This window comes from Natronorubrum daqingense (genome assembly GCF_001971705.1).
Taxonomy (GTDB): Archaea; Halobacteriota; Halobacteria; order Halobacteriales; family Natrialbaceae; genus Natronorubrum; species Natronorubrum daqingense.
On the sequence record NZ_CP019328.1, the window covers coordinates 127,911 to 154,700 of the forward strand.

Annotated in this window: 23 protein-coding genes; 12 read left to right on the forward strand and 11 right to left on the reverse strand. The window is 60.8% G+C overall.

Going from position 1 to position 26,790, the window contains the following annotated elements:
- Positions 1 to 59 precede the first annotated feature (59 nt).
- The 3 genes from BB347_RS17060 to BB347_RS19070 form a co-directional block, all read right to left on the reverse strand.
- Positions 60 to 653: a DUF7342 family protein gene (locus BB347_RS17060; protein WP_083687806.1), complete on the reverse strand. Its 594-nt coding sequence runs from the start codon at positions 651 to 653 to the stop codon at positions 60 to 62.
- 72 nt (positions 654 to 725) lie between these two features.
- Positions 726 to 1,688: a glycosyltransferase gene (locus tag BB347_RS17065; RefSeq protein ID WP_076583390.1), complete on the reverse strand. Its 963-nt coding sequence runs from the start codon at positions 1,686 to 1,688 to the stop codon at positions 726 to 728.
- 150 nt (positions 1,689 to 1,838) lie between these two features.
- Complete coding sequence (locus BB347_RS19070) at positions 1,839 to 1,991, reverse strand: hypothetical protein (RefSeq protein ID WP_157525010.1); 153 nt, start codon at positions 1,989 to 1,991, stop codon at positions 1,839 to 1,841.
- A gap of 150 nt (positions 1,992 to 2,141) precedes the next feature.
- On the opposite strand from BB347_RS19070, the gene BB347_RS17070 reads away from it, so the two are divergent.
- Positions 2,142 to 3,245, forward strand: coding sequence for a DUF354 domain-containing protein (locus BB347_RS17070; RefSeq protein ID WP_076583392.1), 1,104 nt, complete (start codon positions 2,142 to 2,144; stop codon positions 3,243 to 3,245).
- A 245-nt stretch (positions 3,246 to 3,490) separates the two neighbouring features.
- Here the strand turns inward: BB347_RS17070 and BB347_RS17075 are convergent, their stop codons facing one another.
- Positions 3,491 to 3,934, reverse strand: a complete 444-nt coding sequence (locus BB347_RS17075) for a DUF4870 domain-containing protein (RefSeq protein ID WP_076583393.1) — start codon at positions 3,932 to 3,934, stop codon at positions 3,491 to 3,493.
- 233 nt (positions 3,935 to 4,167) lie between these two features.
- Between BB347_RS17075 and BB347_RS17080 the strand changes: the two genes are divergently transcribed.
- The 3 genes from BB347_RS17080 to BB347_RS17090 all read left to right on the forward strand — a co-directional run bounded on the left by BB347_RS17080 (position 4,168) and on the right by BB347_RS17090 (position 9,037).
- Entirely contained in the window at positions 4,168 to 4,590 is a 423-nt protein-coding gene (locus BB347_RS17080; protein ID WP_076583395.1) for a universal stress protein, read from the forward strand.
- Between the two features lie 92 nt (positions 4,591 to 4,682).
- On the forward strand, positions 4,683 to 8,012 hold the full coding sequence (locus BB347_RS17085) for a bacterio-opsin activator domain-containing protein (protein WP_076583396.1): 3,330 nt from the start codon (positions 4,683 to 4,685) through the stop codon (positions 8,010 to 8,012).
- Positions 8,013 to 8,332: 320 nt separating this feature from the next.
- Positions 8,333 to 9,037 (forward strand): helix-turn-helix domain-containing protein, encoded by a 705-nt coding sequence (locus tag BB347_RS17090; protein ID WP_076583398.1) that lies wholly within the window; start codon positions 8,333 to 8,335, stop codon positions 9,035 to 9,037.
- Between the two features lie 102 nt (positions 9,038 to 9,139).
- Here BB347_RS17090 and BB347_RS19670 read toward each other — a convergent pair whose 3' ends face one another.
- From BB347_RS19670 to BB347_RS17110, 4 genes are all read right to left on the reverse strand, one after another.
- The gene (locus BB347_RS19670; RefSeq protein WP_338141542.1) at positions 9,140 to 9,484 is read right to left on the reverse strand and encodes a hypothetical protein; all 345 of its coding nucleotides are present in this window, start codon (positions 9,482 to 9,484) and stop codon (positions 9,140 to 9,142) included.
- An 89-nt stretch (positions 9,485 to 9,573) separates the two neighbouring features.
- Entirely contained in the window at positions 9,574 to 10,092 is a 519-nt protein-coding gene (locus tag BB347_RS17100; RefSeq protein WP_076583402.1) for a DUF7342 family protein, read from the reverse strand.
- 323 nt (positions 10,093 to 10,415) lie between these two features.
- Positions 10,416 to 10,598: a DUF5786 family protein gene (locus BB347_RS17105; RefSeq protein WP_076583403.1), complete on the reverse strand. Its 183-nt coding sequence runs from the start codon at positions 10,596 to 10,598 to the stop codon at positions 10,416 to 10,418.
- A gap of 301 nt (positions 10,599 to 10,899) precedes the next feature.
- On the reverse strand, positions 10,900 to 12,960 hold the full coding sequence (locus BB347_RS17110) for a cation:proton antiporter (RefSeq protein ID WP_076583405.1): 2,061 nt from the start codon (positions 12,958 to 12,960) through the stop codon (positions 10,900 to 10,902).
- Positions 12,961 to 13,791: 831 nt separating this feature from the next.
- Here BB347_RS17110 and glmS point away from each other — a divergent pair.
- The 5 genes from glmS (at position 13,792) to BB347_RS17135 (ending at position 18,511) form a co-directional block, all read left to right on the forward strand.
- Positions 13,792 to 15,606, forward strand: coding sequence for a glutamine--fructose-6-phosphate transaminase (isomerizing) (gene glmS / locus BB347_RS17115; protein WP_076583407.1), 1,815 nt, complete (start codon positions 13,792 to 13,794; stop codon positions 15,604 to 15,606).
- A 603-nt stretch (positions 15,607 to 16,209) separates the two neighbouring features.
- Positions 16,210 to 16,419, forward strand: coding sequence for a DUF7563 family protein (locus tag BB347_RS19675; protein ID WP_076583640.1), 210 nt, complete (start codon positions 16,210 to 16,212; stop codon positions 16,417 to 16,419).
- 652 nt (positions 16,420 to 17,071) lie between these two features.
- Positions 17,072 to 17,323, forward strand: a complete 252-nt coding sequence (locus tag BB347_RS17125; protein ID WP_076583409.1) for a hypothetical protein — start codon at positions 17,072 to 17,074, stop codon at positions 17,321 to 17,323.
- A 289-nt stretch (positions 17,324 to 17,612) separates the two neighbouring features.
- Positions 17,613 to 17,897 (forward strand): ATP-binding protein, encoded by a 285-nt coding sequence (locus tag BB347_RS17130; RefSeq protein WP_076583411.1) that lies wholly within the window; start codon positions 17,613 to 17,615, stop codon positions 17,895 to 17,897.
- Positions 17,898 to 18,082: 185 nt separating this feature from the next.
- Entirely contained in the window at positions 18,083 to 18,511 is a 429-nt protein-coding gene (locus BB347_RS17135; RefSeq protein WP_076583413.1) for a hypothetical protein, read from the forward strand.
- A gap of 48 nt (positions 18,512 to 18,559) precedes the next feature.
- Here BB347_RS17135 and BB347_RS17140 read toward each other — a convergent pair whose 3' ends face one another.
- The gene (locus tag BB347_RS17140; RefSeq protein WP_076583414.1) at positions 18,560 to 19,573 is read right to left on the reverse strand and encodes a lipid II:glycine glycyltransferase FemX; all 1,014 of its coding nucleotides are present in this window, start codon (positions 19,571 to 19,573) and stop codon (positions 18,560 to 18,562) included.
- 2 nt (positions 19,574 to 19,575) lie between these two features.
- Positions 19,576 to 21,201 (reverse strand): alkaline phosphatase family protein, encoded by a 1,626-nt coding sequence (locus BB347_RS17145; RefSeq protein ID WP_076583416.1) that lies wholly within the window; start codon positions 21,199 to 21,201, stop codon positions 19,576 to 19,578.
- A gap of 227 nt (positions 21,202 to 21,428) precedes the next feature.
- Between BB347_RS17145 and BB347_RS17150 the strand changes: the two genes are divergently transcribed.
- Positions 21,429 to 22,538, forward strand: coding sequence for a DegT/DnrJ/EryC1/StrS family aminotransferase (locus BB347_RS17150; RefSeq protein WP_076583417.1), 1,110 nt, complete (start codon positions 21,429 to 21,431; stop codon positions 22,536 to 22,538).
- Positions 22,539 to 22,555: 17 nt separating this feature from the next.
- Here the strand turns inward: BB347_RS17150 and BB347_RS17155 are convergent, their stop codons facing one another.
- Positions 22,556 to 24,259: an ATP-binding protein gene (locus tag BB347_RS17155; protein WP_170872021.1), complete on the reverse strand. Its 1,704-nt coding sequence runs from the start codon at positions 24,257 to 24,259 to the stop codon at positions 22,556 to 22,558.
- Positions 24,260 to 25,502: 1,243 nt separating this feature from the next.
- Between BB347_RS17155 and BB347_RS17160 the strand changes: the two genes are divergently transcribed.
- Positions 25,503 to 26,333 carry a ParA family protein gene (locus BB347_RS17160; protein ID WP_076583641.1) on the forward strand — a complete coding sequence of 277 codons (831 nt, stop codon included), beginning with the start codon at positions 25,503 to 25,505 and terminating at the stop codon, positions 26,331 to 26,333.
- Positions 26,326 to 26,790 (forward strand): hypothetical protein, encoded by a 465-nt coding sequence (locus BB347_RS17165; RefSeq protein WP_076583420.1) that lies wholly within the window; start codon positions 26,326 to 26,328, stop codon positions 26,788 to 26,790. Before BB347_RS17160 ends, BB347_RS17165 begins: the two co-directional genes overlap by 8 nt.

A 26,790-nucleotide genomic window follows, 5' to 3' on the forward strand; every position in this document is an offset into this window, starting at 1 on the left:
GATTCCGAAAGACGCGTTCTGTCGTACGCAAAGCGTCCCAATCGACCGGGCCTCGCTCGCTAGGCATTTTCTTCGAGCGGGCGACCTTCGCCGGTGCTCATCGAATCGACGTGGCGCGTTTCTTTGAACGAAAGTGCCGTCTTCGCGAACGTGAGGTTCCGACGCGTCGTCTTCCATCGCGAGCGGTCGTCCCATCCCCGTTCGTCGTCGGGTTCGATGTCCTCGACGAGTGATTCTGGGCTCGTGACCCCGTATTCGTCTTCGAACGCTCGAATCCGCTGCTTCATCTCTCGAATGGCGTGTTCCAGTTCGCTTCGCGAGTGTTCGTCGGCGAGTTGTTGGACGCGCTCGAGTCGCTTTCGATCGGGATTTCGTTTGAACTGCGTTCCGGAGGCGGTTTCGTTCGCTGACGCGTGACGGGATTCGACGAGTGCACGGAGGTGTTTCCGTGCAGTCGGCTCAGAAACGCAGGCACGGGCGGCGATTTCGCTCGCATGATGCCACTCGGTCGTTCGCGAGAGGATCGACTCGACCCGTTCGAACGCGGTGGTTTCCGATTTCCACGCCCGTTCGGCGACGGCGTCGACACTACCGGTCTCATCCGTGTCCGGAAACGGCTCGATCCCGGCTCTCACCGAGTCGTCTCGGCCCATACACACATTTCTCACTGGGGAAAGATAAATTCTCCCCACAAAACGATGCTTTCCCTCAACAGATTTCGTCTCTCACTCTTGGCGTGCGACGGTTTCGATCCGCCGCGTCGACGTTCCGGCGACGCGTTCGTAAATCTCGAGTAATTGACTCGTCGTTTCCTCGAGGCTCACCTCGCGGACGACCTCGCGGCCGTTCGAGCGCTCCTCGCGCTCGAGGACGCCGATCAGTCCTTCGATTAGCTCTGTGTCGGTGCGCCCGACGCAGGAGGGGCTGACGCCGGCCAGTCGTTCTCGGACGTCGCCGACGTCGGTTGCGACGACGGGGAGGTCACAGGCCATCGCCTCCTTGACCGAGTTCGGAGACCCTTCGCTCTTCGAGGTCAACAGGAGGGCGTCTGCGGCGTTCATGTAATTCGGAATCGTCTCGTGGGGCACGTCGGAGACCGTCCGCAGGTCGATCGGTCGCTCGAGAAAGTTGCTGGCTGCGGCGACGATTCGGCGCGCTCGGGGGAAATCCTTGACCTCACGCGTCGGCGAGTACGGAAAGAGGACCTGGTAGGCGTCGCCGGTCTCCCAGTCGATTTTCGCTCGAGCGCGCTCTCGCGACTCCGGTTGAAACTTCGTCAGATCGACGCCGTCGGGGATGACGTGTGCGTCCTGTCCGAGCGCCTCGCGCATTCGATCCGACATGACGACGACTTCCTCACACAGCGGCGCACACAGTTGACTGAGTGGTTTGACGGGGCCGTGTACGTCCGATCCCCACAGCGAGAGGACGACCGGCGTTCGAAGCTGTGCGAGCGCGATCGGTGCCGTCAGTCCGTAGTGGGCGTGAATCAGATCGTAGCCGTTGCTCGCCTCGGCGACCGCCGACGGGACCGTGCGAAGGTAGTCGAACGGCGTCCGATCGGTCTCGTCGTCGTCGGATCCCTCGACTGTCACAATTTCGAACGTGACTCCGTGGCGCTCGAGAGCGGCCATCTGCTGATTCATAAACGGTGCGTCGGCGCTGTTCGTGATCGTGAGGACGTGCATTAGCCGACTATCTGCGTGCTACCAGCACCCGTCGTTTTGTTATAAACAGAACTGCGTTCGGCCGACTGGCCGAAACCGGGTACTTCCGCGTTATCACTCCTCGAGAACGACGCTCGTCGTCGCCACGACTGCGGTTTTCTTCACGTACTCTTATAGATCGACGCGGCCCCGCGTGCGGTTCTGCTCGCCCGTCGCTGTGAGCGTGACGGTCGCCGTCACGACACGGTCGTCGTCGGTGACGGCAGCCTCGTTCCGTCGTCGCGTCGCGTTCGGTCGTTCGCCGGCAGGCTCGAGGAACGCCACCGACTCGAGACGGTAGCCGAGCGTTAGGGCGGGTTTCGCGCCCGTTTCTCCGTCGCCGCGCTCGTTCGTGCTCGGCGTGAAATTCTTCCCGACCTGGTGTATCAGGTAGCTGCGTGATTACAAAGGATCACTCAGGCGTACGGTCTGTCGATGCGGATCCTCGTCTTTGCAAACACGCCTGCACACGTTCACCTGTATCGACACGTCGTCGACCGCCTCCAGGGGGAGGGTCACGACGTCCTCGTGTTGACTCGGGAGTACGCCTGTACGACGGCGTTACTCGACTACTTCGAGTTGCCGTATCGGGTCTACGGCGGCCACGGCACCGATCGCTACTCGAAGCTTCGCTTCGCTCGAGAGTTGGGGGGACAGATTCGAACGATCGCGCGCGAAGCCCGCCGATTCGGCCCCGACGTCGTCTTCGGTCGCGGCCCGTACGCGGCGTTCGCGGGAACGCTCACTCGAACGCCGGTCGTCCTCGTCCTCGACGACGAACCGGGAGACTTCAACTACGCCGTCTCCCGGCCGTTCGCCGACTGTATCCTCTCGCCGGCGGTCACCCGCCGGAACCTCGGGGACGCCCACTACACCTTCGAGGGCTTCAAGGAGTGCGCGTACCTCCACCCCGCCGTCTTCGAACGGGACGAACCGGTCCGGGACTTACTCGGCGTCGACCCGGACGAACCCTTCGCCATCGTTCGGTTCAACGCCCTCGACGCGCTGCACGACACCGGCCTCGAGGGGTTCGAGCCGGAGCAGCGTCGCGACCTGATCCAGCGACTGAGCGAGCACGCGACCGTCTTCGTCTCCGACGAGGGCAACGACATGGACCTCGAGGACCTCCCCGCACAGTGGTACGACCTCCACCCGGCCCTGATCCACGACGCGATGGCCGAAGCGTCGCTGCTCGTCGCGGACACGGGAACGATGGTCAACGAGGCGGCGTTGCTCGGCACGCCTGCCATCCGCTACCGGGGCACCGACGACCACGAGTACGGCGAGTTCGTGGAACTCGAGCGCGCCGACCTGGCCAAACAGTTCGACGACTACGACTCGCTCCGTGAGCACTCCCTCGAGTTGCTCGCGGACGACGGCACCGCCGAACGTTGGCGACGACGCCGCGAGGAGTACGTCGCGGACCTCGTGAACCTCTCCGAACTGTTGGTCGACGTCGCCGAATCTCGTGGTTCCATCGATCGACTCAGTTCGTCGACGCGTAGCTCCCTCCAATCGAAGGCTGCGCTAAATCAGTAGCTGCGTCGGGTGGAGTCGATACATCGACGACGTTGAAGCGGGGGACTGTTGTTGAAGAAACTGTCCCAGCTACTAGCGCAGATTCCCTCAAAACTGATCTTCTGAAATGGAGGCAGGGCCCCATTCACGCGACCGCACGGGAGACGGGGACGAAACTCCCGTCACGGGACAGTTCCTCGAGCAGATTCGTTCCAACCGTCGATGCGGGGACTCCGTTTTTGCGTGTTCTTCGCGACTCGGTGAGATTACAGGAATCGCTCGACGATGTCAACCGCGCCGGGGTACGACCACGCTGTCCCGGACACTGCCTTGACGGTGGCGATGATGGCGTACGCGAACGTGGCGACTACAGCGACCATCGTCGCGAGCAACAGGAGGACACCGACGAACATAAGCACCGTATCGATCGGTGCCGGAATCGACAGCGGATCGATCGACTCCCCGCCGACGGTGACTTCGTCGGCGCTGAGGAAGCCCGTTACAAACGCGACGACCGCTAGCGTGACCACGGTAGCGTGCCAGTTGAAAGCGTGACGGGCGTTCTCCCGTGTAAATTCGTGGTCCGAAACGGCGTACACGACGGCGGGGCCGATGAAGGCGGTAACCATCGCGAGCGGATGGACGAGGATGCCGCCGAGGGATCGGTCGTCGAACCGTTCGGGGTTAGATGGAGTGGATGGCGAACTCATGATCTGTGGAGGGTCTGGGAGAACAGTATCCAATCGGAACTATAAATATATTGTTTCTACACTACGATTACTGAATCAAAACCGTATCCAACCGGCCTAACATTCTTCAACGCATTCTTTTCCGACAGGTCTTCTATTCACTCGGTTACGTTCATCCCTCGCTCGAGTCCACTATCCACACCCGGCACGAGCAAGTGCGAGATGTATCAGTCAGTCTGACGATAGTTACATCCATGTATCGCTCACTTTTGCTCGCGACCGACGGGACGGACGGCGCACGACAGGCGACGAATCACGCAATTACGCTCGCCGAGCAACTCGGCGCGAGCCTCCACATCGTCTCGGTCTCCGAAGACGGCCCCCACAGCACGGAAAAACAAGACGAGATGCGCTCCGATCCGGAGAGCGACGCTGCGAATGCACTCGAGGACGCCGAGCGAGCGGCCCTCGAGCGCGACCTCGAGGTGACGACGACGGTTCGCCACGGCGTGCCACAGGAAGAGATCGTCGACGTCGCCGAGACGAACGCGATCGACATGGTCGTCCTCGGCACCGCGGGTCGGACCGGACTCGATCACCTGGTGGTGGGAAGCGTCGCAGAAGAGGTCGTTCGAAACGCACCCGTGCCGGTCGTCACCGTCCGTGAGCGGACGTAATCGGCCGCCGACCGTTCACAATCCACGATTCCACGCGGTCGATTCTGGCACTCTACTCCCGCGATTCGCACTCGATTTCGGAGGGGCCGTCGGTGAGTGACGCCCCCATTCCTACTGGTGACGTGCTCCGCGTTCTCGTCGTCGGCGACTCGAACTCGATCGACGCGACGATGTCCACGCTCACTTCGCAGTTCGATTCGATCTCGCTCGTTCGCGAACGCTCACTCTCGAGCGCCCTCGAGCGACTCGCTCGCCTCGATATTCACTGCGTCGTCTGTCAGTTCGACCCCGACTCGAGTGAGCCACCTCCGATCGCAGGGATTCGCACGCGAAGCGACAGCGTTCCGATCGTCGCCGTCACCGGACGCGCGGCGGATGCGAGGACGGAAGTGCGGGCGCTCGAGGCCGGAGCGAGCGTCGTCGTCGATTCCGAGGTTCCCGCGTCGCTCGTCGGGACGCGTGTGAAAACTGCTGCGCGACAGTATCAACACGCGATGGAATCCGACGGCTCCACGGAGTCGATTCTCGAGCGATCCGACGCCCTCGTCTGCGTCCTCGACGAGTCGGCGACGATCAGCTCCGCGAGCGGTGCCGTCGACGAGCGACTGGACTACACGCCCGCGGAACTCGAGGGGGAGGAATTCACCCAACTCGTCCACCCGGACGACCGCGAGCGGGTCCAGACTGCCTTCGAACGCGTCTCGACGGGCCCACTCGGTGCAAACGAGCGCGTCTCGGCACGGATCAGCCACGGCGACGGCACTTGGAACGCGTTCGCCCTCTCGTATCGAAACCGGCTCGCCGATCCGCAGGTCACGGGCGTCGTCCTCACGCTCTTACCCGTTCCGACTCCATCAACTGGGTCCGTTGACTCGGCTCGAGCCGTTCTCGAGCGGATTGGGGACCCCCTGTTCACCCTCGGTCCGCAGTGGGAGATCCGGTTGGCGAACGCCGCGGCCCGCGACCTGTTCGAGACGACGGCGTCGTCGCTCGCGGGGACCGTCGTCTGGGACCTTCTCGACGAACGCGTCAGGTCGGTGTTTTACGAGCGAGCGCTCGAGGCCGCCCGGACGAACTCGGTCGTCGAGTTCGAGACGCCGTATCCGTCCCTCGAGAGCCGACTCGCAGTTACGGTCTACCCCGACGCGGACGCCGGGGACGACGCGGACAGCGGAGACGACAGTACGGAGGATGCGGGCAGCGGAAACAGGTTCACCGTGTACGCACGGGCGGTCCCGCCCGACGGTGCCACGACCGTCGACAGATCCCGATTCGATCTGCTCGAGTCCGTCGTCGACGCGCTCGGCGACGGCGTTCTCGTCCTCGAGGGGGAGACGATTTCGTTCGCGAACGCCACGACGCTCGAGTGGACTGGAACTGACACGCTCGTCAATCGCCGACTCGAGACCGTGTTCGACGACGCGCTCGCAGCCGCGATTCACGACCGCGCGAGTTCGCCGCTCGTCCGGTGGATGGACCCACTCACGGGCACGCTCACCGCTAGCGACGATTCGCTGCCAGTCGACGTATTCGTCACCCCACTCTCGACTGACGACCGAACGCTCTGCGTCGTCCGGGATAGAACTCGATCGGCAGCCGGCACGCTCGCCACGCTCGAGTCGGCGACCGACGAAATCCGGGGGGCCGGGAGTTTCTCAGGCGTCACGGCGGCCGTTCTCGAGGCCGTCCTCGCGTACAGCGGGGGCGACCTCGGTGTCTGGTACCGACTCGAGGACGACGCTCTTCGACCGGAAACTGTCGTCACTCCGACCTCGCGTTCTCCCGGCGAACTCGCGTCGATCGACCGCGACACGCCTCCCCTTACGCAATTGCTCGAGCACGAGGCGGACGGGTTCGACTCGAGCGTGCGAGGTGAGTCAGAGATAGCCGAGCCACCTGAAATCACCGCAACCGTCTTCGACCGCGCGGAGTGCGAGTCGCTGCTCACACAGATGGGACTCCGTGCGGAGCGCCTGCTCGTCGTCTCTGCACCCCCACACGGGATCGCTCTCGTGGCCAGTTCCGATCCATTGGCGTTCGAGCGAATCGACCGAGACCCACTCGTCACCATCGGCCGAGTGGGTGCAACTGCGCTCGACGCCCTCGAATCCGCGGCAGCTCGCCGGACGGACCGTGCTGAGAACCGCCGACTCGAGACGGCCCTCGAGCGCTGCCAGCGTCTCCGCGAGCACGAACGGGACATCCTGGCCTGTGATTCTCGCAGCGAGATCGAACGAACGTGCTGTGAGGCCGCGACTTCGATCCCCCTCGAGGAGTCCGCCGGAGCGATCGAGTTGGCGTGGATCGGTCGCGTCGACACCGGGTCCGAACGAATCGTGCCGGAGGCATGGGCGGGGGACGACGGCGACGACCTCGTGCCGGTGGCGATCCCGTCCGACGCCATCGATCCCCGCCGCTCGAAGACCGACGACGCGAACCAGGAGGACACGCACCCGGCCGCGCTCGCTGCGACGACGCTCGAACCGGTCGTCGTCGACGCCATCGACGCCATCGACGCCGACGGAACGCAACCGGATCAGGGGTGGCGGCGACGAGCGCTCGAGGAGGGTCGACGATCCGCGCTGGCCGTCCCACTCGTCGTCGACGGACGCTGTTATGGCACGCTCACCGCGTTCGCAGACACGCCGTCGGCGTTCGACGACTCCATTCGCGAGCGCTATCTGGAGCTCGCGACGGTCACGAGCTACGCGCTCGCCGCGGACGAACGCAAACGAGCGCTCCTCGCGGATCGGATCACCGAACTCGAGGTGTCCGTTCGACGCGATGACGACGGCGACGGTGACGCGCTCTCGGCCATCGCTCACGAGGTCGGCGGGGAACTCACCGTGCAGGCCATCGTTCCGCGAGCGACGGGCGCGTCGACGGTGTACTGTGCCGTCCGGGATGACGAGGGCGGTACCGCCCAGTCCGTCGTCGACGCCGTCGAATCGGTCGAGACCGGTCGGCGCGTCGGCGACGAGTCCGATTCGCTGTACGAGTTCGTCCTCGCCGAATCCACCGTCGCGGAGTCACTCGCAACTCACGGGGCCACGGTTCGGTCGGTCGCACCCGCTGGCGATCGAACCCGATTCGTGCTCGAGGTGCCCAGCTCGACCGACGTGAGATCGATCCTCGAGGTGCTCGAGCGAAGCAACGGCGACGTCGACTTACTGGCTCGTCGGGACCGCGACCGCTCGATTCACTCCGGCCAACCGTTCGACGCCGACCTTCGCCGGGCGCTTTCCGAACGACAGCTCCGAACGCTCGAGGCGGCCTACTACAGCGGCTTCTTCGCGTGGCCCCGGGAGAGCACCGGCGAGGAAGTGGCCGATTCGCTGGGCGTCTCCCAACCGACGTTCAGCCGTCACCTCCGGGTCGCACAGGGGAAGGTGTTCTCGTCGCTCTTCGACGACCGGGCGTGAGCACGGTCTCTCTACTACGGTCGTCGTTGGCGCGTCCGAACCGACGGATCGCCGCCGTCGGGCTCGAGGACTCGCCTCTCTTCCTGGTATCATCGTCTTACTTTCGCGAACGACAGCGTCTGGCTGCGGTAATCGACTGTTTCTCTCGGGGGCGAACACTCAGCAGGAACGACGGCTGAATAGGTATAGCATCGAAAGCCGATACGATTTGCTGTATAGCGTCTACCACCATGTGCGCGGCGTCGAATGTGACGCTCGATGAGTGAGTCTACGGTAACGAGCACTTACAGCACCCGCCTCTCCGGACGGGAGATCTCTCTGTGAGCACCGAACACCAAGAATACGACCGAGACGGGACGGTTCTCGAGTCGCAGGCCGACGGCGGCATCGTCACCCAACTCCGCCTCGAGCACCCGTCGCTGTTGCTCGGACCGACGCTGCGTCGCGTGCCGACCGTGACGGTCACCCCGGAGTACTGGACGACCGTCGAGACCGGTCGCACGCTCGTGTTCTGTTCCGTCTCCGGCGAGTCGTTCGACGCCTTCGAGACGGCCCTCGAGGTCGATCCCACGGTTACCGAACCGGTGCTCGTCGATCGCTATCCCGACCGACGAATCTATCGCGTCGTTCGAACCGACGAGACGATCCCGATCATCGCTCGAGCCGCGTCGGTTGGCGGCCGCCTGCTCGACCTCTCGAGTTCGCGCGACGGCTGGCTCGCGCAGTTTCATTTCCCCAGCCGAGACCGACTGATTTCGTTCAACGAGTGCTGCCGAGAGCGAGAGATTTCGGTCTCTGTCGATCATCTTCGGGTGTCGGACGACGACGACGACGGCGTCGTCGCACTGACGGACAAACAACAACAACTCCTCGCCGTCGCCTACGAGGAGGGCTACTTCGAGGTGCCTCGTGGCATCTCACAGGACGAACTGGCCGAGCGACTCGGCGTCTCGAAATCCGCCGTCTCACAGCGGTTACGTCGGGCCATCGGGCAACTTTGTACGTCGACGCTGCGTCGAATGTAGTCGACGGGTCCTGTTGAAATATTCACTAGCTGAGAGACGGTACCTGCGTAATACAGCATACTACCGCGTGCCGGTTGAGAACGACGAAAAGTGTTCGTCTCTCTATCGCCGCTCCCACAGTGTCTCTATGCGTTTCTCAATGCGATCAAAGACGAGGCGGCTCACGTCCCGATGATCCGGCGGCCACTGAGCGTCCTCCGCATCGTTGTGGCTGTCGGCCGGCGGCGGATGGAAGTGGTCCCGTGAGTTGTGCGCGTTCGGATGCCGGTCCCACCGACACTTCCACGAAGTATCTCGCCGCTCTTCTTGGTAGTGGACGTTGAAGTCATCATTGCGGTACCAGCGAATCTCAAAGCGAGCGGATACCTCACCCGGGTAGTACTCTTGGGACAATTCAACACGGAGGTGCAGGTTTCCTTCTTCGACTAATTCCGCGGACTTATTCATACGGCTGGCGACGAATCGGGACTGCATTCGCTCTAACACCGACCGGTCTATCGGCGCGGGACTCGCGCCGTCATCCACCGGTACCATCGTTAGCCGTGTGACGGTGCTGTGGAACCAGCGGCCTTTCTCCGAGCACGTTCGTGAAGGCGGCGCTCTTCGATAGCGGTGGCCCAGTCACCGAGGTCCACATATACGTCGTCAACCTGTTCCGCGTCGAATTCGAGGACGTTGACTTCGGCAGGTGAGTCAGCGTTGTATTCGTCACGATACGCTTCAATTCGATCGGTCAATTCTGATACGGAGACCTGCAACTCATCGACTGTATTCTCCTGTGCCAGCCCGTTCACTCGTCGCCATTCGAAGTAGTCAGTATTACGCTGGTATCGGACTGGCCGGCCTTCGTGGCGAATGACAATACCGAGGTCGGCGTAAAAAGACAGGTGAGACCGCGCCGACTCTTCCGAGCAGTCTGCCCGCTCGGCAATTTCGGCGACGGTCATCGGATCTCGGGCATGCAGAACCGCGCCGTACACGCGTTGCTTCGTATCTTCTCCCTCGAAGGGCCTCTCGAACGGGGGTGGGCCATCGCAGTATTCATCGTCTGTCATACCCCGTACAACGGGATCGGAGCATATATTCCTTCCCTCACCCAAAATATATTGGCGAGTTCGATTATTCCTTTGAGACGGTTTTCTCGTATATACTGCGTTACGGAAAAGTACATTCGGCTACTGGATACGAACTGTCCTGGTTCGGCCGGTGCGCCACCTATACTGCGCATTCTCCCCGCTATTAGTTGCCCCCTGTCATATCACACTCGCGCCTTGTATTCACCGGGATTTCCGAGCTATATCACGTGCCAAGGATTGTAACACAGTCAGTCGACACGCACTCGAGGACACGCAGAAAACACTCGCCACCGCGTCGCCGATTACTCTTCGTCGCTGTCTTTCATCGAGCCGAGTTGCGAGACGAGTTCGTCGGTCGTCGCGTCGGATTCGAACGACAATTTCCCGTCGTGATCGTTCTCGTGAATGTTCACTGCTTCGACGTCGTCCTCGTCGTCGGCAGTTTGTTGCTGCTGCTCGGATTCATCGTAGCTACCAAAACCCATATCTTATACTCCATCGGGACTGCCAAAGGTGTGGCGATTCGTTCTCAATTTCTGCGTCGCCGGGGCACTCACTCGAGTGCAAGACTCGCGAACGCACACGACGGGACGTCGTTTCCGCACCCACCCCGACACCGTCCCTGCGTGGGGTCTGGACCGGAACCGAGGTGTGTTCACCAGGTGGCGACGCAACCTAACAGACCTGACCCACCGACGCCACCTAACCGACCCGACCCACCCGACGCCACAGGCCGCCCGGGGATCCGGCGCTACAGACCGACCGCCGAATCCGACACCTCTCGGCTTATTTCAGGCGCAGGTACTGTCGGTCGTACTCCGGTTCGCCCTGTCGCGGGTGAATCGTGATAAACGACTCCGGTGGCAACTCGCTCAATCGCGCCGGCAGATCCTCGAGTTCCTCGTGCCAGCCGACGTCGCCGCGACGGGGTGAGATCGTCACGACCAGGTCGTCGTCTTCGGTTTCGGCCTCGAGGGTCGTCATGAGCTGGCTCCAGTCGGATATCTCGTCGAAATCCGCCGGCACGTCCTCTTCGACGAGGCTGAACAGTTGCTCGAACTGGTGGGCCGAGCCGTCGACGACGATCACGTTCAACTCCGCCCCGAGGCTCGCGGCGATTCGCTTGACGCTGTGGACGGCCTCGTAGAACCCTTCGTGGTGATCGGCCCCGATCGGGACGACCACGAAGATCCGCTTGGTCGTGTTGATCGGGTGGCCGAGTCGGGAAATCATCACGGGAAGCGTCGTCTGTTCGAGCACCTGATCGATCGTGCTCCCGAAGATCCGATGGCGGAACGTCGAACTCGCGTCCCAGCCCATGATGATCTGGTTCGACTGCACCTCGACCGCTCCCTGGACGATCCCGGACGCGATGTTGTGATTCACGCGCGTCTCGGTTTCGATTGGGACCTCGGCGGCGCTGCCTGCCGCCGCGAGCCCCTCGAGATCCTCGGAGACGGAGGCGACTTCCGTCTCGGTCGCCCGGTCGCCGTTTGGCTGGATGACCGTCATCACGTGGACGGGTTCACCGCCCTGCTCGCCCTTGAGGATAAAGGACAACTCGAGGAGGCGCTGTTGTAACTCGGCGTTGTGTGACAGCGGCAACAGGATGTTGGGGTCTTTCGCGCTGTCGTCTCCGTCGCCGACCTCTCGCTCGAGTGCGACGCTTCTGGCCGCGCGTTCAGTCACCCACGGACTCAAGAGCGCCGTGACGAGCAACATGAGGACGACGGCGTTGAGCACTTCGGCACCGAAGAGTCCGGCATCGAAACCGATGAGCGTAATCGCCAGTGCGGCGGCGGCCTGTCCGACGGAGAGGCCGAAGATGACGTTGCGCTCGTTGGCCGTGTATCCCTGAATCTCGGCGACGAGCCACGCTGCGGCCCCTTTGCCGAGGACCATCACGACGACGATGAGCGCGGTGATCTGCAGCGTTTCTGGCCCGTCGAGGATCACGCTCGGATCGACGAGCATGCCGACGTGCAAGAGGAAGAACGGAATGAAGAAGGCGTTGCCCACGAACTCGATTCGGTTCATCAGCGTGCCACCCTGTGGGATCATCTGATTGAGTGCGATCCCGGCGATGAACGCCCCCAGAATGCCAGAGAGGTCGAGTAGTTCGGCGAGACTCGCAGCGGCGAAGATGCCGACCATCACGAACAGGAACTCGAAGTAACTCTCCTCGCTGAAACTCTGGAAGAACCACCGAGACACCGGCGGCAACACGAACAATGCGCTCCCAAAGAGGATGGCGAGCGAGCCGATGACCTGCACGAACAACCAGACGGTGAGGCCGCCGTCGACGGCACCGGTCACGATCGCGAGTACGACGAGCGCGAGCGTATCCGTAAAGAGAATCCCACCGAAAACCGCCGTGACGGCGCGGTTTTTCGTGACGCCTAATCGATTGACGATCGGGTACGCGAGCAGCGTGTGCGAGGCGAACACCGACGAGAGCAACAGTGCCGCCCAGATATCGAGGCCGAGAATAACGTGCGTCGCGGCCGTCCCGATCGTAAACGGGATGAAGAAACTCGCCAAGCCGAACAGCGCCGCGTTCTCCGGTGCCTCCTTGAACCCTTGAATGTCGAGTTCGAGTCCAACCGTGAACAGGAGATAGATCAAACCAACCTCGCCGAGGAGTTCGATCGCGTCCGAGTGTTCGACGACCTCGAGTGCACCCGGGCCAATCGCCGCACCGAAGAGGACGATGCCGACGATTCCCGGCTGACCGAGTCGCTTGACCAGTAACGGCCCGACGAGGAACACGGCCATGGCGATCGTAAAGACCAGTACTGGGTCCTCGAGTGGGACGTCGAAGCTATTGATGACGAGAGGGGTGTTCATCGGTGTTGTGAGTGCCTACAGGTGCGGTAATCGGCCCATCGGCGGCGAAATCGCTTGGCCGGTGGACCGAACGACAGTTCCGGCAAACGATGCAGCTTTCGTGCGGTTTCGGCTCGTAACAGCGTAATCGTCGCGAAAAAATGGCTGGAAAGGTAATAAAATGTCTGATTCGGAACGGCGGATTCGGATACGCGTTCAATTTGGTTTCGTATCGACTGCCAATAATGCAGAAATAGCGTATTTCCACAGCATTTGGAAAAATATGTTCACGTTTGTTCGTCTCGAGATCGTTCTTCGGTCGTCGTCGCGTTCGGACGTCCCTGAAAATCACCACCTATCGTGGCATGTCTGGGTGGTCGCTGGCGTTCGCCGACCGTCCCGCTCGTGGTATCCCTCGTGCGCTATTTTCATCAGTTGCCTGAACGCTTGTTTGCTTTACATACTGGAACTAATACCAGCTGATGGGCGCTCAATTCACACTTCGAGTTCGAAATATGGGGGGTCTTCCCAAAATCATCGTATTCCCGATTACCGTCGCCTTTGCTAACGGGGGGTAGACAGCGCCCGTACGGGGTTGTTACCGGCTAACTACCGCAGGTAGTAGTCCGTCTATAGTAATGGGTGCCGGTGGGCACCACTGTATCATGTCCGTGCACCGTTCGCCGACTCGAACAGTCGCCACGGACGAACGACTACTGATGACACGATCACGACCGTCACGAGACGCTCTGCGGTGTCATACGCGCGTTCGTTCGAGGCCGTGTGCAGAACCCAACCTGACACCTGGAGAACCGTCTGTGTTCGGACAGTCGTTCGGAGAGTGAGCTATTCATGTGTGGAATAATCGGCCGCGTCGGTGATGGAAACGCTCTCGAGCCGTTGTTAACCGGACTCGAGAATCTCGAATACCGCGGCTACGATTCGGCTGGTATCGCCGTTCAAAATGGTACTGGTATCGACGTCCAGAAGCGTTCGGGAAAGGTGGACGAACTGAAGCGCTCGATCGGTGATACTCCGATCGAAGGCGAGGTCGGCATCGGCCACACTCGCTGGAGTACCCACGGGCCACCGACCGACGAGAACGCCCACCCGCATACGGACGAAACGAAAGACGTGGCGGTCGTTCACAACGGCATCATCGAGAACTACGCCGACCTCAAGTCGGAACTCGCCGAGTACGGCCATACGTTCACGAGCGATACGGACACCGAGGTAATTCCGCACCTCATTCAGTACTACCTCGACGACGGACTCGACAACGAAGCGGCATTTCGACGGGCTATCGACGACCTCGAGGGAAGTTACGCCGTCACGGCCATGCTGTCGGGCGAGCACGTCCTCTACGCCGCCCGACAGGGCTCGCCGCTCGTCGTCGGTATCGAAGACGGCGAGTACTTCCTCGCGAGCGACGTCCCCGCGTTCCTCGAGTACACCGACAGCGTCGTCTACCTCGAGGACGGCGACGTCGTCATCGTCGACGACGAGGGTGCGACCTTTTCTGATCTCGCTGGCAACCCGGTCACTCGAGAGTCCGAAACCGTCGAGTGGGATCCCGAGCAGGCGGGGAAGGGTGAGTACGACCATTTCATGCTCAAGGAGATTCACGAACAGCCAACCGCGTTAGCGCAGGCACTCGAGGGTCGTATCGACCCCGAGAACGCCCGCATCTCGCTCGGCGATTTCGAACCGGGTACGTTCGAGGACGTCTCGAGCGTCCAGTTCGTCGCCTGTGGCACGTCCTACCACGCCGCGTTGTACGGCTCGCTGACGTTGAAACAGGCTGGAATCCAATCCGATGCACTCCTCGCAAACGAGTACAGCGTTTCTGCCCCACCGATCGACGAGGAGACGCTCGTCGTCGCAGTGACGCAGAGCGGCGAAACGGCGGACACGCTGAACGCGCTGCGCCACGCCGCCGCCGAGGGGGCGACCACCGTGACCGTGACGAACGTCGTCGGCTCGACCGCTGCTCGAGCGGCCGACGAGGCGTTGTTCATCCGGGCCGGCCCCGAAATCGGCGTCGCCGCGACGAAGACGTTCTCATCGCAGGCCGTCATGCTCACGCTGCTCGGCCAACGAATCGTGGAGGATCAATTCGGCGAACCCGCAGTCGACTTCGAGACGTTCCTTCCCGAACTCGCGACGATGCCGAGCGCACTCGACGACATCCTCGTTCGCTCGGACGCCGAGGCGATCGCGAACCGATACGAGGACAGCCAGTCGTACTTCTTCATCGGCCGCGGGCTCGGCTTCCCGGTCGCACTCGAGGGGGCGCTCAAGTTCAAGGAGATCACCTACGAGCACGCGGAGGGGTTCGCCTCGGGCGAACTCAAACACGGGCCGCTCGCACTGGTCACGCCGGAAACTCCCGTGTTCGCGGTGTTCACCGGCGAGGAAGACGAAAAGACGCTGAAAAACGCGTCGGAGGCCCAGACCCGCGGGGCTCCCCTCGTCGCCGTCTGTCCGGAGGGCCACCGCGCCGTCGACGTGGCGGACGCCCACCTCGAGATTCCCGAGACGGTTCCGGATCTCGCCGGCTTGCTCGCGAACGTACAACTCCAACTCGTCTCCTACTACGCGGCGGACGCGCTCGACCGGCCGATCGACAAACCGCGTAATCTCGCGAAGAGCGTGACCGTCGAGTGAGGGGCCGCCAGCACGAATATGGGAGAGGGTGGAACGAGTGAAACGGTAACACGCCTATCGCTACTGTTTCGCAGGACGTTCGGATCGCGTACAACTGTTTTACACGGATCGTTTGCTCGTTGATTCCGCCGGGAAGGAGTCACCGACGCCGTCGGAACCGAAACTACCCCCATGGCTTCGGATCCGTTGGTCGCGTCGGGTCCCGACCGTGACTCGACCGTTCGTGTCGGAAGTTGTTCCGGAGAGTGTCGCGTGGTGTGTCAATCGTCCAGTCGACCCTCTCCAAGCGTGCTAACAATAGTCATGAACGTAAGAACGACACTTGCAATCGCCACGGGTTCTCGCCTCGGACTCGAGTGTGAAATGCGTCTTCGCTGCCGAGCCCAGAGTGGTGGGGTGTTCGCTCAGCCTTCGGTATCTATACGGACTCAAACGAACCATTACTGGATAGAAATATTGAATTTCCGCAGATCGAAGGGGTAACGCGGTCATTCTCTCTTTCGTTTTTATCACCTGCTACTCACACTCGAGGCAAGAACGAATCCGGTCGGAAGCAGATTATGCGGTCTATAGTAAATACCCTTCTGTGGTTACGAATTGATGATGTCGACGGAACCAACCGACGCGAAGTGGACGCCGATGATGTCTGGCCAACAAACGACCTCCCCACGCTGTGTCAACTGTGGGAACCAGGTCACCCGACAATTTTCCCGCGTGTTCGGCGACAATCGTGACGTGGTCCACGCCTGCCCCGACTGTGCGACGTATCGAGAGATGAAAACGTCCGATTTCATCCCGAAGGAATCCCGATAACGTCTCTCTGACAGTACAGAGTCCCTGACGTGACACCGCTGTGATCGATCCCGCCGACGCTGGCAATCCGCGAATACGCGTCGTCGATCCCGCTTCGCGATTACGACGACGCTGCTCTCCCATGCCGGCGACCGCTCGTCCCCGTCCCCTCGCGGTCGTTCGGACGATAGCAACTCCGTTTGCCAGCGTCGTCACCTCCACTCCGTCGCTTCCCCGGTGACTACTCTCACCGGTGAACTAATCGGGGATCCGTGCGAGTCCACTCGCCAGTCCCCACTTGGTTCTCTCGTTGGTCACCTACTTGTCACTCGAGGCCAACCGGTCTAACCGATACTAATTATCGGCCTCACTGGAACTCTTGAAGGGTGATAGGAGGAAGGTGCTGAACCGAGAGGATAGCTGTAGTGTGGTGGGTTTGTTGCTCGCCAGGACCTGTGAATCACTCGCTCAGTAGATTACGTATTGTCCATCAGCTTGGCAGAAGACACTTACTTCTCGTTCTCAGAGGCTTCCCATGGAACGTCGATCATTCCTCACTGGATTGGGTACCGGAGCGGCGACACTTATCGGGGGCTGTTCTAATTCCCTCTCCTCGACGACTTCTCCCAATCATCTCGTTCAGCTTTCGAATCAAAGAGCGACGAGCCACGAAGTGGTCGTTGAACTCGAAATTACCGGTGATGAACGCGAATATGGGCCAAAAACGGTAGTGGCCAACAGCCAGTGGGATGTCGAACAAATCACTTCCACGGGAGAACTCACCCTTCAGGTTTCCGTGGATGACGAATCCGTCTTGGACGATACCCACGACGTTCCAACACCCGGTGAGAATCGCACCTCGTACGCCGCCGTTCGACTAGAATCCGATGGAGAAGTAACCGCCTTCGTTGAGGAAGAAGATTGAGCACCGGACACCTCGAGCTCGCTCCGTACCCCTTCAGTTGTGATCCCTCCACGCTACCCACCCGTCTACGGGTGGTGAAGCCGCGTTAGTCACGTCCTATTTCGTTGAACTGTCGACATCGTATATACGAACCGCTCACATAGTCACCCGCGAGAATGCTCAAAGCGACGTCGTCCCAACGCGATCCGTCTTCGAGCGAGCAGCACCGACGGTCACCAGCATCGACGCGGCGTCTACCGACCCGTTCTCCACCGTCACGTATCGACGGTGGGAGTCGCGGAGGTGGCCGATGAGCGCAACCGGATCCGACCCCGAACTCGAGACAGACGCGGATGGTGAGGCTACCGACGCAGCCGACCCAACCCCGTTATCCGAGCTCCCGCCCAGTTCGAAACTGGTCTACAAGGTCCTCGAGTACGAGGGTTCGATGACTCAGGAGGAGATCGCAACCGAATCCCGCCTCTGCCCGCGGACTGTCCGTTACGCACTCGGCAAACTCGAGGACGAAGCCCTCGTCACCAGTCGCGTCTCGCTCGCTGACGCTCGCCAGTCGAAGTATCGAATCGACGAGTAAGACGGCGACGGATGCGGTCGCGACACTGCGTTCTCCTGGTTGCACGAACAGAAACCGCGGTTAGCGGTGTTTTTGATACTGATCGACGAGGAAGTCCACCCCGAACGCTCCCGACGTAATTTCGTAGTTCAAATAGGATTGAAATCGGGAATGTAAAGTTTCCTTATTTGATAGAATGCAAATATATGAACCGCCGCCAAATCCTCCAACAAATAGCGGGGTCGAGTGTCCTTCTAACGGCTGGCTGCAGTTCCATCGGTGAAAATCCGGGCCCGTTCCATTTTGCTATTGTCAATCTGCGTGATCAGCACTATTACGTCGAATTTGCTGTCTGGGATGACTCCGATACGCTCCTCACTGACGGTGCGGTAGATATTGCCCCTCGTGGCGACGACGAATATACCGCGTTAGACTTCGAAAACGTCGCAGAAGTTACCAACGGTGACGTGATTACTGCTGAGGTGGAGGTCGCAGGTGAGACGTTCGAAGAAGCCTTCGAGGTAACGTGCAACAAAAGTGATAACGCCGACAATAATCTCTTCTTCCGAATACGACATCCAGACGTCTCTACCCCGACCGGAACGGGTATGGAGTTCTCGGGAAGCGAATGCTAGCACCTCTGATTTACGGGCTTGGTTGGATTGTTCGAGTGCGGTTCGACGTTAGCGGTGTTTTTGATACTGATCGACGAGGAAGTCCACCCCGAACGCTCCCGACGTAATTTCGTAGTGCGTCTCGAGTCGTGGGTTGAACTTCGCCTTGTAGCGATTGATGCTCGGAACGCCGGCCCCGACGAGATCGTACGTCTCGAGGCCGTCCCGAAGGCCGTCTCGCATCGCGTGCCAATCCAGGAGGTCGTTGATCGGCAAGTCGACCTCGGTGTCGGGCTTGACGCCCCCTTGCCAGCGATAGCGGGTCGTCTTCGATTCGGCGATGAGAATCCCGCCGAGGAACTCGCCGTCGACGCGACAGACGTAGGGCCGAATCGCGCCGTCGGGGAGTTGCTCGTGAACCGAGCGGGCGAACTCCGGGGTGAGTCTGAACGACTGGCCCTGGCTTTCGTACCGATTCGCAACCTGTTCGACGATCCGCTCGACGTCGTCGTTCGTTCCTTCCTCGATCACGTAGGCGTCTTCGTCGGCGTTGCGCACGTTGCTTCGCGCGTCACTGCTGAAGCGATTCAACAGGTCCTCCTCGGATCCCTCGAGGTCGACGATGTACGTGTACCCCGGTTTCACGTCGTAGCCGTTCCAGATGAACGGCCGAACGTCGTCGAACTCCGCCGAGGCGACGAACTTCGTGTACAGCGGTGAAATCTCGCGATCGATCCACTCGAGACAGCCGTCGAGAAACCGTTTCGTTCGTCGGTCGGCCTTTCGCTGTTTGAGCTTGTCGACGTTGACCATCGCCGGGCCGAGATAACACGACCACGAGTGCGGTGCTGGCGAGAAGACGCCGGTAATCGGCCCCTTCGCGTATTCGAAGACCGGAAACAGTCCGACGGATTCCTGGCCTTTGAATCCGGCCAGCAGGTGGACGTCGGATCCCGTGTCATCCGCCTGTAGTCGGAGCGCTTCCGCCCGAAAGAACGGATTCGTCCCCGCCGATCGCTCGACGTAGCGGTTCCACTCGTCCGCGTCGGTTCGTGGGTCGAGTGTCGTCACTTCGATAGCCATCGTTAGAGATACCCCAGATCGGAGAGTCGGTCTTCGACCGCGGCGTCGTCGGTCGCGCTGATCGGGTCGGGTTCGTACTCAGGATACGATTCCTCCGTGCTCCCCTCAACGACCGGCAGTGGAACGCCGTCCATTTCGACGTCGATCGGCACGTCGAACAGCGTACAGATCGTCGGCGCGACGTCGAAAATCGTCGCCTCCTCGAGCGAGGCTCCGTCCTTGAAGTCCTCACCGGTCGCCGCGACGAATCCGGTTTGCTTGTGGTTCCAGGGTTCCATCGGCTCGCCGAAGTGGTCCATCCCGACGTCGGCGACGATCGCGTTGTCGAAGTCGTCCGGGACGGTGAGAATATCGGGTGCGTCCTCGAAATGCGGTCCGTCGAAGTACAGTTCTCGTGGTGCGACCACCTCGAACATCGCCTCGCCGTCGGGCGTCCTCACGTCCGAGAGTAAGTCGATGAGCTCCTGGCGAACCTCGTCGTACTCGTCGGGCGCCACCTGCCCGTTTGGCTCTCGTCCCTCGAGATTGATCCTGATACCGAGTTCGCTCTTCGAGCGAACGTAGGCTTTCGATTCGGGGAAGTCGACCTGCTCGCTCGCCGCACGAATCATCTCGTTGGGAACTCGTCTCCCGATCGGTTCCTTGAGGCCGACCGTATCGAGTGCGTTCGCGATTCGCTGAGTCGTGATCCCGGCCTTCGCGGCAACGTTCATGACGGTCGCGAGGGAACCATCGTCGTGCTTGCCGGCGTCTTCCCCCTCGAGAAGGTCGTTCTCCCAGGCTTTCGACCAGTTGGGCATCCCGTCGCCGCCTTTCTTGGCCTCGAGGTAGCCGTGATCTCGCAGGAATTCGTTGACGCGGAACTCCGTTCCCGTAATTTTGCCCATTCCGTGGTCGCTGACCACGAGCACGTTCTTCGGATCGGTCGTCTCGAGGATGTCCGCCACCTGTTCGTCGACGGCCTGATAGACGGCTTCGATCGCTGCTTTGTCACCCGGTCGCTCGTGGAAAACGGTGTCCGTCTGCTGGAACTGGACGAAGCCGAAGTCGGGGTTCTCCCGCCGGCAGAGGTACTGAAACGCCTCACCTCGGCACTCGATCGTCCGTTCGTAGCCCTCGATGGATTGCTCCGGCGCGTCCGTGCTCTGTGGATAGACGTGGTAGTCGTCGCACGCGAGTTTAACGTCCTCCAGAATCCCCTCTGGGTGACACGGCGGGTCTTCCGGCGCGGTCATTCCCGGAATGAGCGCCCCGTCGAACTCCCGGGGCGGGTGCGTCACCGGCACGTTGACGACGACGCTCGAGCGGCCGTGCTCGCTCAACAACTCCCAGACTGGTCGTTCTCGGACGTAGGTCGCGTTCACTACGTCCCACTCGTAGCCGTCGAACGAGAGAAAGTCGTACACGCCGTGTTTGCCGGGATTTTTCCCCGTGTACATCGACGGCCAGGCGCTGGCCGTCCAGGGTGGGATCTGTGACTCGAGCGGGCCGCTGGTCCCTCGGTCGATGAGGTCCGCCAGCGTTGGAATCTTCCCGTCTTCACACAGCGGGCCGAGAATCGACCGGCAGCCAGCATCGAGTCCAATTACCAGTAATTGCATGTCTCTGTCGTCCGTCGAATCGTCCATACACGTCTATGACATCCCACCCCGTTTTTGTTATTTGACTGTTGTTTTCATGTAAGCCGTGACTGTCGTTGTGTTACCGAACAAAAGCGACTCCTACCCGTTATCAGTAATCAGTGCCTTTCGCCCGTCCAACCACCAGTAACGTCCAAATCACTAAACCTCTCTTCGTCTAGTTCTCGATCCGGAAACTGTGTTGGTAGACACATACTCTCGTGGATGGTACACAGATGATCAGTGAGAGTCCATCGTTGTTCGTCTGGTCGCTTTCCGAGCCCCGACCGGCCGGTATCGAGTCCTTCCTCGATCACCACGCGAACGCGATGACGCCCTACGGCTCCGGCAAATCTGCCCTCCGCGACGGACTCGCCGGACTCGTCGAGCCCGGCGAAAACGTGCTCATTCCGGCGTACCTTCCAGACGCCGTTTGCGAGCCGTTTCAGGAACTCGGCCTCGAGATCAGATACTACCGCCTCGAGGAGACCCTCGCACCGAATCTGGCCGACGTCGAACGACGCCTCGACGACGAGACGGCCGCAGTCATGTCGGTCAACTACTTCGGGTTCCCACAACCGGGACTCGAGGAGTTCACCGCGTTGCTCGAGGAGTACGACTGCTACCACATCGACGACAACGCCCACGCGCCGCTGAGCGTCGACAATGGGACGTTACTCGGTACTCGCGGCGACCTCGGCATCACGAGTCTCTGGAAGATCCTCCCGATCCCGAACGGCTCGGTGCTCTACTGTAACACCGACGCCGTCGCCGACGCGCTCGAACCGTCCTCGCTCGCCGGCGTTTCAGAGACGTTTCGGTTGTCCGACTACCAGTTCATCGCCAAATCGTTCGCACTCGATTTGCTCAATAAGAGCACCGTCGTGCGACAGTCGGTCGATACGCTCGTCGCGGGTCACTCGTCGGTCAGTCCGGATCCGAGCGCCCGCTACGAAGCCAGCAAAACGACCATGTCGAAACTCTCAGCGCGCGTTATCGAGAAGGCGAACCCCGACTCGATCCGCGCTTCTCGGCGGGCGAACTACCGGGCCTGGCTCCGACTGTTCGATCACCGATCCGACGTCGACGTCCTCTTCGAGTCACTTCCCAATGGGCTCTGCCCGCAGGTGTTCCCGGTTCGAACGCCGAACCCAGCGCAACTCCTCGACACGCTCGAGCAAGCCGGCGTCGGTGGCGCACACACCTGGCCGCGGCTCTCGAGTACCGTCGAAAACGACCCTACCTACGAACTGTCTTCTCGACTCGCCAGTGAGGTCGTGGTCCTTCCCGTCCACCAACACATCGACCCGACGTCGATCGACGTCGTCGGTGAGCAGTTGCACTAGTCGTTCGCGTCCCAGCGTTACTCCTCGCTCGCCATCGTGTGCAGTTTCGATCGAACGTCCGCACTGAGCGTGTAGGTTCGTTCCGCCGGCCGATCGAGCAGCCCCTCGGTTCGCAACTCAGAAAGCATCCCCTGGACTGCAACCGTCGATCGACCGACCGCACCGGCGACTGCTTTCGACTCGAGTGGATCCGCTCGAGCCAACACGACGAGCGCCCGGCGAGCCGTCGTCACCGAACACTGCGATTGATCGGCCACTCGCTCGAGCGTCTCGTCGATCCACTCGCCTTCGAAAACCGCTTCGGGTGGTTCCGGTGGTGTCGCGGTGGTGATCTCCTCGGGGTCCTCTGCGCTCGATTGGGGCTCGACCGACGTGTACCCGAATTCGATGTCGTCGCCGTCTGCCAACACGATCTCCGATTCGGCCTCGTCCGTCTCGGCGTTCGCCACCTGCTCGCTGCGCTCGCGTTTGTGCGTGAGGTCGCGCACGCGATCTTGTAAGTGGTCGTTCGCCTCGCGGAGTCGTTCCACCGCGTCCGTTCGAGACTCGAGCGTCTGCTCGAGCGTTTCGATTCGCTCCTCGCGCGCTTCGACCGTCTCCGCGAGCTCGTCTCGCTCGGTCTCGAGGTCGACGATCTCCTCGTGCAACCGACGCATCTCTTCGTCGTTCCCACCACCACCGAGTTGGGTCTGCATCGTCTCCTTTCGCGTCAGCGCGTCTGCCATCTGCTTCGCCGCACTCGAGACGTCGCGTGCCGACTCGAGTTCGTCCTCGAGGGTCTCGATCCGTTTTTCTTTCTTCTCGAGTTCATTCTCGAGTTCGACGACCCGATTTTCCTCGCGTTCCTTTCGTTCGGAGATGTGCTGAAGGTCACCGACGAGTGCATCGGAGACCGACTTGAGTTCCGGCCGCTCGAAGTCGTCGAGCCCGGGTGTCGCACCGGCGTCGAACGTCCGCTTGCGTCGGAACTGGACCTTTCGCACGTCCCGCTCGGTCCAGTCCGTCTGGACGAACGCTTGTCCGTCGTTGAGATCCGAAACGAGTTCGGAGTACTCGGTGTCGATGATCCGGCCGACGACTTTCGTGTCGTTGTCCCACGTCAGCCGGTGCCAGACGAGCCAGTTCGCCTGCGTGATGAAATCCTTCTTGACGTCCGCCGGACGCTGACTGATGCCGAGAATTCCCAGCCCGTGTTTGCGTCCTCGCTTACTGATTTTGATCAGCAAATTCCCCGTTTCGCCGACGCCCCCACCCTCCGGAATGTACTCGTGGACTTCCTCGACGACCAGGAGAAACGGCTTTTTCATCTTCTTCTCTTTGACGAACAACTGCCGAGCGATCTTTCGGAGCAGTTCGTCCGCGACGTCTTCGTCGAGGTACCCCGACACGTCGAGGATGACGGGAACGTTCTCCTCGAGTGCCAGCGTCGCCATCTGTTCGGCGTGTTCCGGGCCGATCTGGATGTCACACTCTTCGTCGGCTCCCGCGTGGAGCATCTCGTACTCCTCTTTGAGCCCGTAGTACTCGCCGTCCGTGTCGACGATGAGAAGTGGAAATCCCGCCTCGAGTAACTCTTCGGCGATCACCGACGCCGTATTGGACTTTCCGGAACCCGATTTTCCGGTGACGAATCCACGGCCAGTCAGAAGTTCGACGACCGGGAGTTGGAGATCCGAACTGTCGGCCGTTTCGCCGACGAGGATTTCCCGCTGGTCGCTCACCGACTCACCTCTCGTCTCGTGTGCGATATAATCATATACACGTACACTTTGAATACTGGGCCTTGAATATTGGCCTCGAGTCGCGATTGATTTCGGGTGTCTGCACTCGAATTGCGGTGCGTTCCAACGTCACCAAACACACTGTGTAGAATGTTCATACCGTTTGCACTGTCCACATCACCACTACATTCTAGACGGTTCCACAGCTGTTGATCGTGAGTCGCTCGACTCGAGTACTTTTCTCGTCTCGCCCCTCGTTCGTTCGAGTAGACTGTTCACACGGTGTCCATTATCCACACTGTGTAAACTGTGTGAACTGTGTCCGCCACTGTTGCTGTGTACGCGACTTAGTTCGCCCACCGTGTCCCGATATTGTACGATTCGTGTACAGTGGATACCGTCTACACCGTCTACGGAGTGTACACCTCGAGAAATGTCTACACTGTTTGGACGGTGTACGCTGTATAGTTGGATCGGCTGGGCAACGCATTGATTGGTGTGAGCCCGAACACCGAACCGTTTTCACTGTCTCCACTCTTTGGACGTTGTCAACCTCGAAAACGGTCCACACTGTGTAAACAGTTCAAACATTCTGAACGCTGTGGACTGTCTTCGATTCTCTCGACACTCACTCTCCTCCATACGGACGAAGTCCAAACAGTTCACACATTGTACACTGTCTAAACACTCCCTCGTCTCACTCACCGGTGAACTGTGTAGAATGTGTGAAACGTGTAAACGTTCCGCTACTGTTAAGTCACGATGGTCGGATGATAGACGTGACACTCGCCGTGTCCACGCGCCCACAATCTAGCGACCACCGAACGATGTTCACACTGTGTACACAGCGAAGATGGTATACGGGCTCACGCCACCGTATTTGGACGATCAGATCCAACTCGGATCGTCGTTGGAATCGTTACACACATTCTACACTGTGTGGAACTTGTCCACTGTGTACGCCGCTCGAACAGTGTGCGAAGTTCGAACCGTCCACACGAGCCGGACGTTCCAACTCGCCTGTCCATCTACCGTTGGTCGGACCCCGGCCTGCTTGCGGACCGTCTGAGCCGTCCACACCGCTCAAACCGTGCACACGGTGTGGGCCAGTGAAACGGCGTACACAGTGTAGACGTCTCGGACAGTGTGGACTTCGAACACGTTTGAAACCGTCTCGGACGTGTACGCAGTTTCGCCCGCGCCGGTCGCGCCAGTGGAGACGGCGACAGAGGTGCTCTCAGCAATGACAACGACCCCACGTGCCGTCAGCGTCGCCCTCCAGAAAGGCGGCGTTGGCAAAACGACGCTCGCGATCAATCTCGCCGAACGACTCGCCAACCGATCGAACGACGTCCTGCTCGTCGATCTCGACCAACAGGGTAACGCAACCGAGGGCGTCGGCCTGAGCGATGCGTACACCGCCTCCCAGCACATCGGCGACGTGCTCGAGGACGGAACCGAGACGGCGCTCGAGGACGTTATCTACTCCGTCGACTCGTTCGACGTCCTGCCGGCCCACGAGGATCTCGATAGCGTCGAGAACAGCATCCGGAGTGCGACGTTCGGCGAGTTGTGGATCAGAAACGAGATCATCGATCCCGTTCTCGGCGACGAGTACGATTACGTCGTCGTCGACTCGCCACCGAACCTCGGGCCGCTGGCTGACGCGTCGTTGATTTCGACGCAAAACGTCATCGTCCCCCTGCGGATGAGCGAACCGAGCGTCAGCGGCTTCGAACGGATGTACACCCAACAGATCGGCCCGATTCGCAAGGAGATCGATCTCGATATCCTCGCGATCGTTCCGAACTCGCTGGCCGGCGACAACGAGGAAAAGCGGATCATCGGTGACCTCGAGGGTTCACAGTTCGGCGAGTTCCTGCCACAGTTCGCTCGCTCGGCGCACTTCGACGACCCGGACTCACCCGGGCCGGGGATACGCGAACGAATCGCGTTCCGACGCGCGTGGCGTGAAGGCGTTCCACTCGCCGCACACGACCCGGAGAGCGATATGCTGGACCGCCTCGACGAACTGGCGGCGGTCGTCGAATGCGGAGGTGTCGACGATGCCTGAGGACAACCGCTTCGCCGGATTAGGCGAGGCGGTCGACGACGAGGGCTCGAGTGCGGAACCCGAAGCGGAATCGGAAACCGAACCGTCGGCTGACGACTCGAGCAGTGAATCTACTTCGGAAACGGTCGAGTACGATTCCGCTGACGACGCCGACACTGATACCGAGGTGGACGATTCCGCTGATGACACCGACACTGCAGACGAGGGTGCGAATTCGAGCGACTCGAACGATCCGAGCGCGTTCCCCTTCGACGCGACCAAGAAGAAGACCGTCTACGTGCGCCCGGAAACGCTCGAGGAACTCGAGGACGCCCGCGCGCTCGTCGACGCGCAACTGCGAACCCAACACGACGTTCGGAACCTGACTGGCCGGGAGTTCTACGATGCCGTATTCCGGTACGCAGCCGCGGATACGGACGGGCTGATCGAGGAGATTCTCGAGGCTCGAGACGAGTAG

Coding starts and splice junctions, on each gene's coding strand:
- BB347_RS17150 (WP_076583417.1), top strand. CDS start 21,429: ATGATCAGTGAGAGTCCATCGTTGTTCGTCTGGTCGCTTTCCGAGCCC.
- BB347_RS17105 (WP_076583403.1), bottom strand. CDS start 10,598: ATGGGTTTTGGTAGCTACGATGAATCCGAGCAGCAGCAACAAACTGCC.
- BB347_RS17100 (WP_076583402.1), bottom strand. CDS start 10,092: ATGACAGACGATGAATACTGCGATGGCCCACCCCCGTTCGAGAGGCCC.
- BB347_RS17135 (WP_076583413.1), top strand. CDS start 18,083: ATGAACCGCCGCCAAATCCTCCAACAAATAGCGGGGTCGAGTGTCCTT.
- BB347_RS19670 (WP_338141542.1), bottom strand. CDS start 9,484: ATGAATAAGTCCGCGGAATTAGTCGAAGAAGGAAACCTGCACCTCCGT.
- BB347_RS17140 (WP_076583414.1), bottom strand. CDS start 19,573: ATGGCTATCGAAGTGACGACACTCGACCCACGAACCGACGCGGACGAG.
- BB347_RS17130 (WP_076583411.1), top strand. CDS start 17,613: ATGAGCGCAACCGGATCCGACCCCGAACTCGAGACAGACGCGGATGGT.
- BB347_RS17080 (WP_076583395.1), top strand. CDS start 4,168: ATGTATCGCTCACTTTTGCTCGCGACCGACGGGACGGACGGCGCACGA.
- BB347_RS17110 (WP_076583405.1), bottom strand. CDS start 12,960: ATGAACACCCCTCTCGTCATCAATAGCTTCGACGTCCCACTCGAGGAC.
- BB347_RS17160 (WP_076583641.1), top strand. CDS start 25,503: ATGACAACGACCCCACGTGCCGTCAGCGTCGCCCTCCAGAAAGGCGGC.
- BB347_RS17060 (WP_083687806.1), bottom strand. CDS start 653: ATGGGCCGAGACGACTCGGTGAGAGCCGGGATCGAGCCGTTTCCGGAC.
- BB347_RS17065 (WP_076583390.1), bottom strand. CDS start 1,688: ATGCACGTCCTCACGATCACGAACAGCGCCGACGCACCGTTTATGAAT.
- BB347_RS19675 (WP_076583640.1), top strand. CDS start 16,210: ATGTCGACGGAACCAACCGACGCGAAGTGGACGCCGATGATGTCTGGC.
- BB347_RS17145 (WP_076583416.1), bottom strand. CDS start 21,201: ATGGACGATTCGACGGACGACAGAGACATGCAATTACTGGTAATTGGA.
- glmS (WP_076583407.1), top strand. CDS start 13,792: ATGTGTGGAATAATCGGCCGCGTCGGTGATGGAAACGCTCTCGAGCCG.
- BB347_RS17165 (WP_076583420.1), top strand. CDS start 26,326: ATGCCTGAGGACAACCGCTTCGCCGGATTAGGCGAGGCGGTCGACGAC.
- BB347_RS17070 (WP_076583392.1), top strand. CDS start 2,142: ATGCGGATCCTCGTCTTTGCAAACACGCCTGCACACGTTCACCTGTAT.
- BB347_RS17075 (WP_076583393.1), bottom strand. CDS start 3,934: ATGAGTTCGCCATCCACTCCATCTAACCCCGAACGGTTCGACGACCGA.